Genomic DNA, 13,882 nt, shown 5'->3' with positions numbered 1-13,882 from the left:
TCCCGTGTCCTACCGGGGCGCTCGGAGGACGAACCCGACGATCCCGGCCGCCAGCGCGAGCACCCCACCGAGGACGAACGTCGGGTCCCAGCCGATCGCGCCGACGAGCCAGCCGACGACGCCGCCGCCGAAGACCCCGCCCCACATCTTTCCGGAGTAGACGATCGAGTAGTTCGTGGAGGAGTGTTCGGCGCCGTAGTAGTCGCCGACGAGGCTCGGGAACAGCGAGAACTGCGAGCTCCAGAAGAACACCGCGACGCCCACCGCGAGGATGTAGCCGATCCCGGACTCGAAGCCGGCGAAGGCCACGATCGCGAGCGTCGCGAGCCCACAGAGCGTGAAGGAGACGGCGGTGACGCGTTCGCGATCGAACCGGTCCGAGAGGCCGCCGACGATCAGCCGGCCGCCGCCCGACGCCAGGGGGAGGAGTGTCGCGGCCGCCGTAACCGCCGCCGCCGTCAGGTTCGCCTGCTCGGCGTAGAGGACGACCCTGGCGGTGATCATCAGCCCCGCCGCGCTGACGGCGAAGAACATGAAGTACATCACCCAGAACTGCCACGTCCGGACCATCTCCCGCCACGTGAACGACCACGTCCCGCCGTCGGGCGCGCGGTCGGCCCCCTCGCGTTCGCTCTCCGTTCGATCCGTCCGCTCCAGGGATTCGGACGCCTCCTCGGAGCTGTCCGCGTCCGTCGTCCGCGGCTCCGTCGGCTCGACGCGGTCCCACCCGACCGGAGGGTCCCTGAGGACCACCGTCCCGACGAGGATGCCTACCCCGATGAGCAGCCCCATGTTCGAGAGCGCACTCGCCAGCGCGCCGTCGGCGACCGCCGCCCTGACGTAGGGGACGAACGCCGCGCTCCCCGCCGCGAACGCCATCGTCCCGATCCCCGTCGTGAGTCCCCGGCGGTCCGGGAACCACTTGATCGCCGTGTTGACGGCCACGGTGTAGACCATGCCGACGCCGACGGCGCCGACCGAGTAGACGACGTAGACCTGCCAGACCTCGGTCGCGAACGCGAGCGCGAAGTAGCCGCCCCCGGCGAGGATGCCGGCGACGAGCGTCACGGCGCGCGGACCGTACCGGTCGCGCCACCAGCCCGCGGGGAACTGGACGAGCGCCATGACGACGACGTAGGCTGTGAAGACGAAGCCGAGCGCCGCCAGCGACGCGTTCAGCTCGACCGCCAGCGGCCCCTCGATCGACGCCCAGACGTACTGGTACGGGCTCACGAGCGCCATCATGACCGCGGCGGCGGCGATCTGCCACCACCGCGAGCGCCCGAGTATCCGTTTCGCCTCCGCGCCCGGGTCGGCGATCCGCCTGGGGCGGCTCACGGCTCGTACCACCCGCCCCCGATCGTCCGGCCAGTCCGGCGGTCACGGGGAACCGTCATCGGTTTCCTCGCGCGAGTCGCCGTGTCATCCTATGTCGACCTCCGGGGTTCGGTCGCCGGAGAGCCCTCGCCCCCGTCTCCCGTCGTGCATGCGCCAGTGTTCCGCGCGATCGGTAGATGTGTTTCGATCCGTAGCCGTCACCGACCGCGTGGAACGGACTCGATCCGACCGGACGGCGTCCGTTTCGACCCGCCTCAGTCGGTGTTCCGCTCGATGATCGTCACTACGATCAGCGCGGCCACCGCGAGCCCCCCGCCGGCGAACACGGCGGGAATCCCCAGGGGGTCGTCCAGGAGCTGCCAGGCGACGCTACCGATACCGCCGAGCAGCATCGAGGTGGCGAGCGCCCGTCCAGTGAACAGCTCGCGCTTCCAGAGGCCGGCGTAGACCGGGATGAACAGCGCGGCCGTCAACAAGACGGCCCTGAACTCGTAGATGTAGATGATCGTCCCCGGCGGGTCGACGGTCGCCAGGATCGCCGTGATGCCCGCGACGACCGTCGCGATACGGGAGACGCCGAACAGCCTCTCCTGGCTCGCGTCGTCGGCGAAGTAGTCGTAGATGTCGTTGGCGGTCGTGATCCCGGCCGCGTGTAGGCTCTGATCCGTCGTCGAGAGGATGGCGCTCATCACTGCGACGATGATGACCGAGCCGACCGCCGTCGGGAGGTACTCGGTGATCAGGAGGGGGAACGCCATGTCCACTGGGTCGGCGGCGAGGCCTGCATCCTCGAGCGCGACCGTCGTCGCCCCGCCGAGCATGATCAACGCGGCGTAGAAGACCGAGAGTATCACCCCGCCCCAGGCGACGTGGAGCTTCGCGGTCCTGACGTCGGTGGTCGCGTTCACCCGGATGATGATCGACTGGACGGTGAAGATCGTCCCGAAGAAGGCGAGCTGGGTCGCCAAGAGGAACGTGAGCGTGAACGCCCCGTCTCCCGTCGGATCGACGAACGCGGGATCGATCGCGGCGAACTGCTCGTTGATCGCCGTCAGGCTCCCGAGGTCGTAGATCATGTAGAAGAAGGCGACGAACACAGTCGCCACCATCAACACCCCCTGTGCGAGGTCGGTCCAGGCGACGCTCACCAGCCCGCCGAGGGCGGTGTAGGCGATGAAGACGGCCCCGATCACCCACACCATGTACTCGAAGGGGACGCCCGTGATCGCCGTGACCAGAAGCGCCGCGCCGAGCAGCTGCATGATGATGTAGAGCCAGGCCTCGAGCAGGAGGATCCCGCCCGCGACCGGGCGGGTCGCCTGGATCCCCGTCACCTCGGCCATGATGTCGGGAAAGGTGACGAGGTCGAGTTCACGGACGTACGGCGTCGCGAAGTAGAAGGCGCTCACGCCGAGCATCAGTCCGAAGATGATGCCCGTCATGATCGCGTAGCCGTCGGCGTACACCGCGCCGATGAACCCGATCACGCTCACCGAACTCACGAACGTCGCGACGAGCGACCACGTCGCGAGGACGGGTCCGAGCTCCTTCCCGAACACCCAGAAGTCGTCGATATCCTCGGTCCGGAGGTAGCCCCAGAGACCGATCGCGAGGATCGCGAGCAGGTAGACGACGAACAGCCCGAGGTAGACCGGGTTGACGTCTTCTCCGAGACCGAACTGTAGTGGGTGGAGTCCGACTGCGACCACTGGCTCAGTCATCGACGGGGCGCTCCGTGCTCGACTCGGTCAGCTCCCGTCTCGACCCGGGGACGTTCTCCTCGGGTGGTCTGCCCATGAGCACGTGGACGATCAGGTAGTGCACCGCCGCGAGGCTCCCGGCGGCGATCGTGGCGACGAACACCAGGAACATCTCTAGTGGCATGCCAATCACTGTCATAAGCCGGGGCGAACGTCTCGTACGACCGGTTTAAACACTTCGTTTCCGAGGCGCATGTGGAAATGTCGAAAAACGGTCTGTAGCGGATACCGGGGCTCGACCGGCGAGCGTCGGCCAGTCCGGCGGCCACGGAGGACCACCGTCGAGTTTCTTCGGGCGTGTCGCTGTGTCATCCTGTATCGACCTCCGGGATTCGGTCGCCGGAGAACCCTCGACCCCGTTTCCCATCGTTTCTGCACCAGTGTTCCGCGCGACCGGTAGCTGTGTATCGATCCGATGCCGATACCGCCGGTCCCCGATGGCGAAACGGCCGTGCCCGACCGGACGGGCTCGCTCGTCGACGACCCGCCTCGCTCGGCTCCGATCGTCCCAACGTTTCACACGTCGGTGAACACGATCCCCCGTCCGGTGACCTCGTTGGGCTCGACGTTGAGGTCCTCGAACGCGGGATACTGACCCGACGACGTGGTTCGGAGCCCGCCGGGGCCACCCCTCGCGTGGACGATCGAGCCGTCCTGGACCTCGACGTCCCAGCCGTCGGAGTCGAGGATCCGTCCCTCGGCGTTCACCCGCGACCCGCCCCGGGCGAGGATCCCCGACCCGCCGGCGTTCTCGATCGCTCCCTCGAAGTGTACGGCCGAGCCGCGCGTGGCCCGGATGGCCTCGTCGGCGGTGCCGTTCACGGTTACGCCGTGACACGAGACGGTCGAGGCGCGCTGCGAGTCGAGGAACTTGCCACAGCCCCCCGAACGCGCCCCGTCGAGGTTGACGAGGGACTCGCGGGCGATCACGCCGGTCGAACAGTCGTCGATCCTGGCGGCCCTCGCGTTGATCACGACCCCTCTGTGGACGTTGATTCCCGTTCCGCTACCGGAGACGTCTACCCCCGCCGCGCCGACGAGCGCCCCCTGATTGGCCCAGACACCCGTTCCGCAGCCTCTGGCGTCCGCGAAGTGAACCTGACAGCGCGCTTCACCGATACGTGCACCGAAGTCGCCACAGTCGTCGACACGGGCCTCCTGAAAGTAGCCCGACGAGCCGTTCGTGACGTTGACGCCCCGCCGTCTGTGGCTCGAGAAGACGCTCCGGAACCCGTTGACGACCGATCCGAACATCGCGTAGATCCCGCCGTCGCAGTTGATCGCTCCACACCCCTCGTCGATCGTCATCGTGGACGCCTCCGAGAGCCGGAAGCCGAGCGACGGGTGTTTCTCGCCGTCGACTTCCCCGTCGAGGAGGATCGAGATACGCGGCGCCGCACAGTGATCGGAGAACTGGAACACGTTTCGCCCGCCGAAGTCGGGCGAGAGGCCGACGACGTCGCCTTCGGACCTGATCCGCACGTTCCTGTAGTCGGATTGTGATCTCGAGACGAACGTCCGGAGGTCGTGTCCCGACTCGATGACGATGTCGAGCGAGATGCCGACGGGGAGCCGCATCCGATCAACGGCGTCGAAGGCGTCCGAAACCGTCGGGTAGTCGCTCGGTACGTTCCACGTTATCGACCCCTCCTGACCCCGGGATACGTCGGTCTCGACCGACTCCGGACTGATATCCTCTCCGTCGAGATCGCCCGGGGAGAGCCCGTCCGCTTCGTCCAGCGCGGCCTGGACGTCCGCGTCGATCCCCTCGAAGTTCTCGTTCAGCGGGGTGTGCCAGTCCGCCTTCCCCTTTCGAGGGAGGTGGTATCCCCTGTTTTCGGTCCTCTCGGTCATCTCTCTATCGTGTGTCGGAGCTTCGTTTCACGCTCGATCTCCCGCGAGTGAATCCGTCCGTTCATCGGTAAGGAGGGGTTCTCGGGTCGTCGTATGAACCGAAAAGAGAGTTTGCGGTGTGGGGTCGGGTTACGGGACGGTAACTCGCGATCGTACGCACGGCTGTATCGGTTTACCGTCTCGACGGGTCGAGACGAACGGCAGGTAGTGTACCGACCGAAGCGTCGCCCTCCCTACGTACTGAGCCGTCTATAGGCTGGCGAAGAGCGTGGGTGCACGCCTGAATCGTCGTCGTAGCGAGTGATCGGTTAGCGAGCGGCCGGTTCGGTGCCATCGCACGGGTCGATCAGCGCGGTCGGAGACTCCGCAGGACGCTACCCGGGCCGTTGGCATTACAGCTACCACGACGGAGCCCCACCTGAGGACCGACGACTACCCATGACGACCGGAGTACCAGACGGACGGCGAGAGGGAGAACCGACGGTGGTGACGGAGGAGGGGACGGTTCGCTTGGTCCTGTTCACGCGCGCGCCGGAGACGCTCGACCCGATGCTCGCGACCCTCGAGCGCGACCACGGGATCGGATCGACTCCGCTCGACCCGGAATCGGTTGAGAAGATCGACGCGGCGACGGACTGCGTCGTCTGCGACGCCGAGGAGGGGGTCGTCGCGGCCGTCCGGGAACGCGATGCCGAGATCCCGATCGTCGCGTTGTACGACGACCACGCGGCGGTTCCGGGGGCGTGTGAGGCGGGTGCGGACCGGTGTATCCACCGGGGAGGGACCGATGCGACCCTCTCGGCACACGTCGCACGGGCGGTCACGGCGGAGGCGCGAAACCGCCGGACCGAGCGCGCGCTGCGCCGAGAGAGCGAGTTCGTTCGTGAGGCGATGGACGCCATCCCGGACCTCTTCTTCGTCTTCGACCTGAACGGCCGGTTCGTCCGGTGGAACGACCGGTTCGCCGCGACGACCGGCTACGACGACGCGACGATCGCGGGGATGGAGCCGATCGAGTTCATCGCGGGGGAGCACAGAGAGCGGATCGCGGAGGCGATCGACCGGGTGATCGAGGCGGGCAGCGCGAAGGAGGAGGCGGACCTCCTCACCCGGTCGGGCGAGCGGGTCCCGTACGAGTTCACCGGCGCGCGACTCGAGCGGAGCGACAGCGAGGACCTGATCGCGGGCATCGGCCGTGACATCACGGACAGACGCCGGAAACAGCGCGCGCTCTCAGAGACCGCAGACCGGCTCCGGACGACCTCGCACGTCAATCGGGTGACCCGGGAGGTCACCCGCTCGCTCGTCCACGCCAGAACCCGCGAGGAGATCGAGGAGAGGGTCTGTCGGAACCTCTCGGAGACCGAACCGTACCGGCTCGCGTGGATCGGCGAGTACACGGCGACGAGCGAGCGCGTCACCCCTCGGACGTGGGCCGGCGCCGAGTCGGGCTACCTCGACGAGCGGCCCTCGGGACCCGGCGAGACGCACGTCACCGCCGAGACGGCCTGTCGGACCGGCGAGATTCAGGTCGCCCAGCGGATCGCGGAGGACCCCGCGTTCGCGCCGTGGCGCGAGGCGGCGCTCTCGCGGGGCTACCGGTCGGCGATCGCCGTCCCGCTCGTCCACCGGAACACTTCCTACGGGGTGCTCTGTCTCTACGCCCCGCGGCCGGAGGCGTTCGACGACGAGGAGCGGGGCGTCCTCGGAGAGCTGGGCGAAACGATCGCGTACGCGATCAGCGCGGCCGAGAGTCGACGGGCGCTCATCTCCGACACCGTCACGGAACTCGAGTTCGCCATCGGGGACCGCTCGGTCGGGTTCGTCGACCTCTCGGCGGCGGCCTCCTGCACCGTGACGGTCGAGGGCGTCACCCCGACGGCCGAGGGGATCGTCGCCTTCGTCGGCGTCGAGGGGGCGGACCCGGAGACGATCGTCGACCTCGTCGCCGGGGACCCCGAGGCGGAGGCGACGGTCGTCGCCGAGCACGATTCGGGTTGGCTGCTCCGGCTCACGGGCCCGGAGCCGTCGGTCGCCGGGACGCTGGCCGACTACGGCTGTGTCGTCCGGGAGGCGAGGGCGACCGAGGGTGACGGCCGGTTCGTCGTCGAACTCCCGCAGGGGGCGGACGTCAGAGCCGTCGTCCGCGGCATCGAGGACAGCTACGAGGCGACGACGCTCCGGTCGCAGCGAGAGCGCGACCGGTCGGCGACCCCGGACGTCGCGATCCGTCAGCGGATGACCGATGCGCTCACCGACCGGCAGCGGGAGGTGCTCAGGGTCGCCCACCTCTCGGGCTACTTCGAGTGGCCCAGACGGAACTCCGGCGAGGAGATGGCCGACCTCCTCGGGATCTCCCAGCCGACGTTCCACGAGCACATACGGGGGGCCAAGCGAAAGCTCGCCGATGCGTTCTTCGAGGAGGAGCCGCCGGTGGACGTCACGGGGCTGCCGACCTAACCGATTAGGTTCACCCCTTTTCGTTACACCGTCCCTCCGTTCGTTCAATGCCACGGCGTGGCAACGTACGGTCTTCGGACGACCGTGCTGCTCTCTCACGACGACGATTCGTACAGTCGACTGGCCTGCTCGCGGGAGCCGGTCTGCTGGGGACCGGCGCGTCGAACCCGGCGGCTGCGCTGCTCGGGAACGACCCCGACCCGGACGGCGACCCGTCGATCTTCACGAACGTCCGGGTCCAGGAGGCGTTGCAGGCCTGGGAGCGCGGGTACAGAGGAAACCCGATGCGCTCGCTCGCGCTCACCGACTCCGGAACCGACAGCCGTCACGGCGACCTGGGTCCCTGGAACGGACTGACGGTGAGCACCGACGACGGTTTCGAGATCGACGTGCAGGGCTCCGAGGACCCGTTCGCGGGTGTCCGACGGACGGGCCTGCCCGAACTCGTCGCCTGGCACAACGACCACACCCGCTTCGGCGGCTACGACCGCCCGCGCGACGAGAACGGCCACGGTACTCACTGCGCGTCGATCATGACGGGGTCAGGTCGCGCGAGCGCGATCGATCTCGATCGGTACGCGGAGGACGCTCCGCGAACGACGCTCGTCCTCGGCGACACGCTCACGTACGAGGTGGAGGCCGAAGCCGGTACGGGCGTCTTCGCGAGCGCCTACGGCACCGCCATCGACGTCGTGATCGAGGGTCCCGACGGCGAGGAACTCGCGCGGTCGGCCGGCGGAAACGGGCTCTCCGAGACCACCTTCGAGAACACGATGGCCGAGACGGGAACCGTCCACGACGAGGGTGAGGCGACCTATACGGTTCGAATCCAGGCGATCGAGGGACAGATCCTCTCGACCGGCGAGGTCGAGACCGTCGCGGTCGGCGCGTGGCTCGCACCCGACGAAACCGCCGGCGGCGCGACCGGCGACGGCGACCTCTCGGTTCACGCGGGTGTCGCCCCCGGCTTCAGCCTCGTGAGCCTCACCGACCTCGGGACCGCGACCGAGTCGCTCGGCGACCATGCCCAAGCGTTCGCCGAGACGTTCAACGTCCGCGCGGTGAACATGTCCTGGGGCTACGTCGGCGGCTTACCTCTGGGTGCCGCGGCGGAGACCCTCGACGATATCCCCTCCGCGATCCGGCGGATCGCGGAGGCGGGGATGCTCTCGGTCGCCGCGGCCGGCAACGACGCGACGCCCGCGAGCGGAAACGGCGCGCCCGCGGTCGCGAACGAGGCGATCTCGGTGGTGGCGACCGACGAGCGCGACGGCATCTCCTCGTTCTCCTCGGGTGGCCTCGCCGGGATCGACGAGAGCGGCGAGCCGTACATGAAGCCCGACGTCACCGCGCCGGGCGGCGAACTCACCCGCCTCGACATCGCCGCAGATACGGGCGAGCCCGGGGAGGGGGTGACGACCGAGGAGCCCGAATCGGCGGCCGCTGAGGCAGAACTCGAACCCGTGGTCGATCTCGACGAACTCGACGCAGAGGACGTCGAACCCTCCCTCGACATCGACCCCGCGGTGACGGGCGAACTCGACTACGAGGTCGAACTCGCGGACGTCGTCACCGACGCCCTCGACCTGAGCGGCGACGAGACGCTCGAGATCGGCACAGAGCACAACCGCCACCGCGGTGCGCGCGGCCGACGCCGTGCGGACGACGAGTTCGGCGAGCTGCGGGAGTACACCGGGAAGGCGGGCACCTCGATGGCCGCGCCCTCGGTCGCCGGGATGGTGGGGCTCGTCGCCGACGCGCTCGAGAACGACGCGCCCAGTGCGATCTCGATTCCCGAACCCGCCGAGACGGGCTACGAGGACGTCCTCCGGCTGAAGTCGGTGATCCTCGCGACCGCGAGCGAGTCGGCGCTCGTCGCCGCGCCGTACCACGCGGCGAAAGCGCCGGTCTACACCCACGGCCGGCGCGACCCGTACGAGGGCTACGGCCGGGCGAACGTCGGTACGGCGCTCGACGCCGTTACGCGCGACATCACGGGAGAGACGGTCTCCGGCGAGATCGGGCTAGACGTCCCGCGCGACGAGCGCGCGCTCGCCGGCTACGTCCGCGTGGACGAACCGGGCGAACTCGAGGCCGCAGTCGAGTTCGGCCACCTCTCGGGTGGTAACTCGGACGCCGCGCTGGCCGATCCGCACGTCGACCTGTTCGCCTACGACGTCCAGAACCCGGACGAGCTGACGGGTGACCCGAACGTCGTCGCCCGGGACGCCGGGATCGAGGGCGACGCCGCTATCTCCTGGTCCGTGAGCGTCGACGACCTCGAGGGAGAGGGCGGCGAACGCGTCTTCCTCGTCGTCGCGAAGCTCGTTTCGGTACCCGGCCTCGTCAACGGCTTCGACGCCAGAGCACGCGTCGATCTCTCGACGACGTTCGACCCGGAGGGGCTGGTCGTCGAGGGTACACGCGAGGACGACGGTTCCGTGTACACCGGCGGCCAGACGACGCGCACCGAACTCGACGTCGAGGTGCGCTACCCCGACGGACAGGAGGTCGTCGTGCGGGACACGGTGCCGCCGGACTGGGAGGTCGACGAGGAACACGGCGACGTCGAGGCGACGACGCCGGCGCTCGGCGGGGGCACACACGTCTACTTCGGACTCGACGACCCGCAGAGCGCTTACGAGGGCCTGACACACTTCGCACAGGCGCCCGACGAGGAGGAGGAGACGGGCCCGTACGAGTTCGGACCGATCGCGGTCTCGGCCGAGACGGGTGAAGGAACGCTCACCGACCGCGAGTGGACCTCGATCTCGGGAACCGAGCGGTTCGTGATCGCGGCCGGTCGGGAGACGTAGCCGCGAGCGGGTCTCACCGACGAACGACCGCCGATCTCGACGCGGACGTCGAATCTCATGGACCGGTCCCGACCCGATCGAGGCAACCGTCGACCCGGACGTCGCAGCGGATCCTGACGATTCGGAGGGCGACGCAGGGTACTCGGTGGAAAACGTCGGCGCGCGCTCCGACGACGCCCTCGCGGAGGTCGAGTGTACGGAGGCCGATACCCTCACCGGGCTCGGGGAGGTGACCTGGCCGAGCGAACTGACGGGGATCGAGACCGTCAGCCCCGATCCGTCCGCTCGCCGGCCGATACCACGAGTCGATCGAGGACGAGGAGCGCGATCCAGAGCAGCGGCGTGGCGCTCACGAGAACGAACGCGAGCGGCACGCTCGCGGCGAAGACGAGCGTGCTCACCAACCCCCGCGTTACCTCGACCCCGGCGGCCGCGGTCGAGATCGACCGCCGCACGAGCCCCGCTCGCCACGCGTAGACGAACATCCCGGTGTCGAGCGCCGAGAGCAGGGTGAGCAGGGTCGCGAACGCGACGTACGCCCACGGGTCGAACTGGTACGAGCTGATGAGGTCGTTCGGGAGTGGAACGAGCGCGATCAGCGCGAGGTAGCCGATCGACAGTCCGACGAGGGTGCCGTCGAGGCCCCGAAACGTCTCGAAGAGCTGGTGGTGGTTGCGCCAGTAGATCCCGACGACGAAGACGGTGACGACGAACGCGATCAGGTCGGGCTGTAACGCGGCGAGTACGGGGCCGAGACCGTCGACTTCGGCATCGGCCGGAACCTCGATGTTCAGGACGAGCAACGTGAGCGAGATGGCGAAGACGCCGTCACTCAGCGCGAGCAGTCGGGTGAACAGCACGCTTCGCCGCCCGTCCTCCGCGGTGACCGTGGCGAATGGCGCCCCCGCTTTCCATATCGGGTTCACTCGCGGCCGATACTCGGAGTCTCGACATATGACTACCGGCGGTCAACCCGACCCGGAGGTGGTTCTCAGCCCACCCCGGAAAAACCGTCAGTACGATCTGACTGACAACAAGCGAACGGTCATATACTGGACCTCCCAACGAAGGGTGTGGTGTCGAGAGTCGGGGAGAGTCGGTGATGGACCCGGTCAGCCGGTACGCGGAGCTGATCTGTCGGCACAGCCACGCGGTGATCGTCGTCGTGTTGCTTCTCACCGCTGGCGTCGGCTACGGGGCAACGGCGGTCGACGGCGGCTTCGTGATCGCGGGCTTCGAGACGGACTCCGAGGAGGCCGACGCCGCCGACTACGTCGACGATAACTTCGAGACCGGTGGGGACTCCGTGACGACGCTGGTCGTCCTTCGAGACGAGACCGGCGAGGACCGCGGGCTCTCGCGCGAGGCACTGCTCGAGACGCTCTCGCTCCAGACGACGATCGAGGCGAACGAGACGGTGGCGCCGACGCTCGACGACGAGGCGACGATCGGGTTCGCGAATATCGTCGGCTTCGTCGCGCTCGCCGAGGAGGCCGAGGGGCCGCCGCCGGAGGACCCGACCCTCGACGAGCAACGGGAGGCGATCGAGAACCGATCGGACGACGAGATCGACGAGATCGTCGTCGACCTGCTCGACGACCCCGACTCCGATCTCGCGGAGTTCCTCCCCGCGACGGTCGACGCGGAGGGGCCGAGCGCCGAGGCACAACTGTTCGTCGTGGTCCACGACCGTGGCGATCCGGACGCCGAAGAGCTCCCACCAGCGCTGGTCGACGCACAGGTGGCGATCGGTGAGATCGCCGAGGGTTCGGAGGGGGAGTTCACGACCTTCGCGTTCGGGCCGGGGATCGTCGACGAGAAGGCGGGGCAGGCGACCGGCGAGAGCTTCGCGCTGATCGGCCCGATCGCGCTCGTCCTCGTGCTCGCGCTGCTCGCGGTCGCGTATCGTGACCCGTTCGACGTCGTCCTCGGACTCGTCGGGATCGCGCTCGTCCTCGCGTGGATGGCGGGCTTCGTCGGCTGGCTCGGCATCGAGTTCACCCAGATTCTGATCGCCGTGCCCTTTCTCCTGATCGGGCTCTCGATCGACTACGCCTTCCACGTCGTGATGCGGTATCGGGAAGAGCGGTCCGTTCCCGGGGCGGACGTCGGGCGAGCGATGCGGCTCGGGCTCGCGGGCGTCGTCGTCGCCATCGGCGCGACCACGGTGACCACGGCGATCGGCTTCTTCTCGAACCTCACGAGCGCGCTGGCGTCGATCCGGGACTTCGGGCTGTTGAGCGGCCTCGGCATCCTCGCCGCGTTCGTGATCTTCGGCGCGCTGCTCCCGGCGGTGAAGTTCGAACTCGAAGACGCCCTCGAGGGTCGGTGGGGTGAGCGCGAGAAACGCGCGTTCGGGACCGGTCGGGTGCTCGCGAGCGTCCTCGGGATCGGTACCGTCGCGGCGAAACGCGCGCCGGTCGTCGTGGTCGTCCTCGTCCTGCTCGTCAGCCTCGGTGGCGCCTACGGCGCGGCGAACGTCGAGACGAGCATCGACGAGAACGATTTCCTCCCCGAAGAACGCCCGGCGTGGATGGAGTCGGTCCCCGAGCCGTTCAGGCCGGGTCAGTACACCCTCCAGGCGAACGCCCGCTACCTCGACGCGACGTTCGGGAGCGCGAACGAGGGATCGAACGTCGACGTGCTCGTCAGGGGGGAGGTGACCGATCCGGCCACCCTCGCCGCGCTGGAAGAGGCCGCCGATCGGGCGAACGCCTCGGAGGCGACCTTTCGGTTCGGTGACGAACTCGCCGTCCGCACGCCGCTCGACGCCATCGAGGAGCTGGCGACCGAGAACGAGAGCGTCGCGGCGGCGCTCGACGCGGCTGACACGACCGGCGATGGCGTTCCGGATACCGAGATCGAAGCGCTGTTCGACGCGGCGTTCGACGCCGACGAGGAGGCGATGGCTGCGGTCGTCGCCCGCGGGGACGGGAGCTACGAGGCGCTTCGGATGGAGGTCACGGTGAGAGGCGACGTGCCGACCGCGACGGTCCTCTCCGAGATGCGCGCGGTCGCGGCGGTGGCGGACGATCCCGAGGACATCTCCGCGATCGCGACGGGGCCGCCGATCCTGCTCGAACTCGTCCAGGAGGAGGTGCTCGAGTCGCTCGTGACGACGTTCGCGATCACGCTCGCGCTCGTCTGGGCGTTTCTCACCGCGGTCTTCCGGATTCGTCACGGGAGCTACTCGCTCGGCTCCGTGACGATGGCTCCGGTGCTCGCCGCGCTCTCGTGGATCCTCGGGACGATGTACCTGCTAGAGATCCCGTACAACAGCGAAACGGCGATCATCACCGGGATCGCGATCGGTATCGGCGTCGACTTCGCCATCCACGTGAGCGAGCGCTTCCTCCAGGAGCGAGCGACCGCGGAGGCGATCCCCGCGCTCTCGGCGACCGTCACCGGCACCGGCGGGGCGCTCTTGGCCTCTGCGGCGACGACCGTCGCCGGCTTCGGCATCCTCGCGCTCACGCTCGTCCCGTCGCTCCAGCGCTTCGGGATCGTCACCGGGCTCACCATCGCCTTCGCCTGGGTCGCGAGCGTGCTGGTGCTGCCGAGCCTGCTCGTGCTCTGGGGCCGCAGGTTCGGGTCACGGGGGATCTCTGTTGGAACCGCTGAGTCCGAGAACTGATCGAAACTCGAAACCGCCGA

At 68.6% G+C, this 13,882-nt stretch carries 8 protein-coding genes; 3 read left to right on the top strand and 5 right to left on the bottom strand.

The genetic code is table 11. From position 1 onward, the window contains the following. Positions 1 to 9: 9 nt before the first annotated feature. The 4 genes from V2L32_RS03455 to V2L32_RS03440 all read right to left on the bottom strand — a co-directional run bounded on the left by V2L32_RS03455 (position 10) and on the right by V2L32_RS03440 (position 4,952). Positions 10 to 1,245: an OFA family MFS transporter gene (locus V2L32_RS03455; RefSeq protein WP_331236577.1), complete on the bottom strand. Its 1,236-nt coding sequence runs from the start codon at positions 1,243 to 1,245 to the stop codon at positions 10 to 12. 347 nt (positions 1,246 to 1,592) lie between these two features. After that, entirely contained in the window at positions 1,593 to 3,059 is a 1,467-nt protein-coding gene (locus tag V2L32_RS03450; protein WP_331235080.1) for a sodium:solute symporter family protein, read from the bottom strand. Then, positions 3,052 to 3,222 (bottom strand): hypothetical protein, encoded by a 171-nt coding sequence (locus V2L32_RS03445; protein ID WP_331235078.1) that lies wholly within the window; start codon positions 3,220 to 3,222, stop codon positions 3,052 to 3,054. The genes V2L32_RS03450 and V2L32_RS03445 overlap by 8 nt, the downstream gene beginning before the upstream one ends. A gap of 392 nt (positions 3,223 to 3,614) precedes the next feature. After that, positions 3,615 to 4,952 carry a hypothetical protein gene (locus V2L32_RS03440; RefSeq protein WP_331235077.1) on the bottom strand — a complete coding sequence of 446 codons (1,338 nt, stop codon included), beginning with the start codon at positions 4,950 to 4,952 and terminating at the stop codon, positions 3,615 to 3,617. A 438-nt stretch (positions 4,953 to 5,390) separates the two neighbouring features. Here V2L32_RS03440 and V2L32_RS03435 point away from each other — a divergent pair, with 438 nt between their 5' ends. After that, positions 5,391 to 7,412, top strand: a complete 2,022-nt coding sequence (locus tag V2L32_RS03435) for a bacterio-opsin activator domain-containing protein (protein WP_331235075.1) — start codon at positions 5,391 to 5,393, stop codon at positions 7,410 to 7,412. Positions 7,413 to 7,459: 47 nt separating this feature from the next. Continuing rightward, complete coding sequence (locus tag V2L32_RS03430) at positions 7,460 to 10,228, top strand: S8 family serine peptidase (RefSeq protein WP_331235073.1); 2,769 nt, start codon at positions 7,460 to 7,462, stop codon at positions 10,226 to 10,228. 266 nt (positions 10,229 to 10,494) lie between these two features. Here V2L32_RS03430 and V2L32_RS03425 read toward each other — a convergent pair whose 3' ends face one another. After that, a complete protein-coding gene (locus V2L32_RS03425; protein ID WP_331235071.1) occupies positions 10,495 to 11,154 on the bottom strand; it encodes a TMEM175 family protein in 660 nt (219 codons plus the stop codon). Between the two features lie 176 nt (positions 11,155 to 11,330). Here V2L32_RS03425 and V2L32_RS03420 point away from each other — a divergent pair, with 176 nt between their 5' ends. Beyond that, positions 11,331 to 13,862, top strand: a complete 2,532-nt coding sequence (locus V2L32_RS03420) for an efflux RND transporter permease subunit (protein ID WP_331235070.1) — start codon at positions 11,331 to 11,333, stop codon at positions 13,860 to 13,862. Positions 13,863 to 13,882: the final 20 nt, after the last annotated feature.

Source organism: Halalkalicoccus sp. CGA53, assembly GCF_036429475.1.
GTDB classification, from domain to species: domain Archaea; phylum Halobacteriota; class Halobacteria; order Halobacteriales; family Halalkalicoccaceae; genus Natronorarus; species Natronorarus salvus.
The sequence above is the reverse complement of the archived record's forward strand: the minus strand, read 5'-3'. Positions and strand labels throughout refer to the sequence as shown.

Bases quoted from the DNA above. Each gene is read 5' to 3' on its own strand.
- V2L32_RS03455 (WP_331236577.1), bottom strand. From the start codon at position 1,245: ATGATGGCGCTCGTGAGCCCGTACCAGTACGTCTGGGCGTCGATCGAG.
- V2L32_RS03450 (WP_331235080.1), bottom strand. From the start codon at position 3,059: ATGACTGAGCCAGTGGTCGCAGTCGGACTCCACCCACTACAGTTCGGT.
- V2L32_RS03445 (WP_331235078.1), bottom strand. From the start codon at position 3,222: ATGCCACTAGAGATGTTCCTGGTGTTCGTCGCCACGATCGCCGCCGGG.
- V2L32_RS03440 (WP_331235077.1), bottom strand. From the start codon at position 4,952: ATGACCGAGAGGACCGAAAACAGGGGATACCACCTCCCTCGAAAGGGG.
- V2L32_RS03435 (WP_331235075.1), top strand. From the start codon at position 5,391: ATGACGACCGGAGTACCAGACGGACGGCGAGAGGGAGAACCGACGGTG.
- V2L32_RS03430 (WP_331235073.1), top strand. From the start codon at position 7,460: ATGCCACGGCGTGGCAACGTACGGTCTTCGGACGACCGTGCTGCTCTC.
- V2L32_RS03420 (WP_331235070.1), top strand. From the start codon at position 11,331: ATGGACCCGGTCAGCCGGTACGCGGAGCTGATCTGTCGGCACAGCCAC.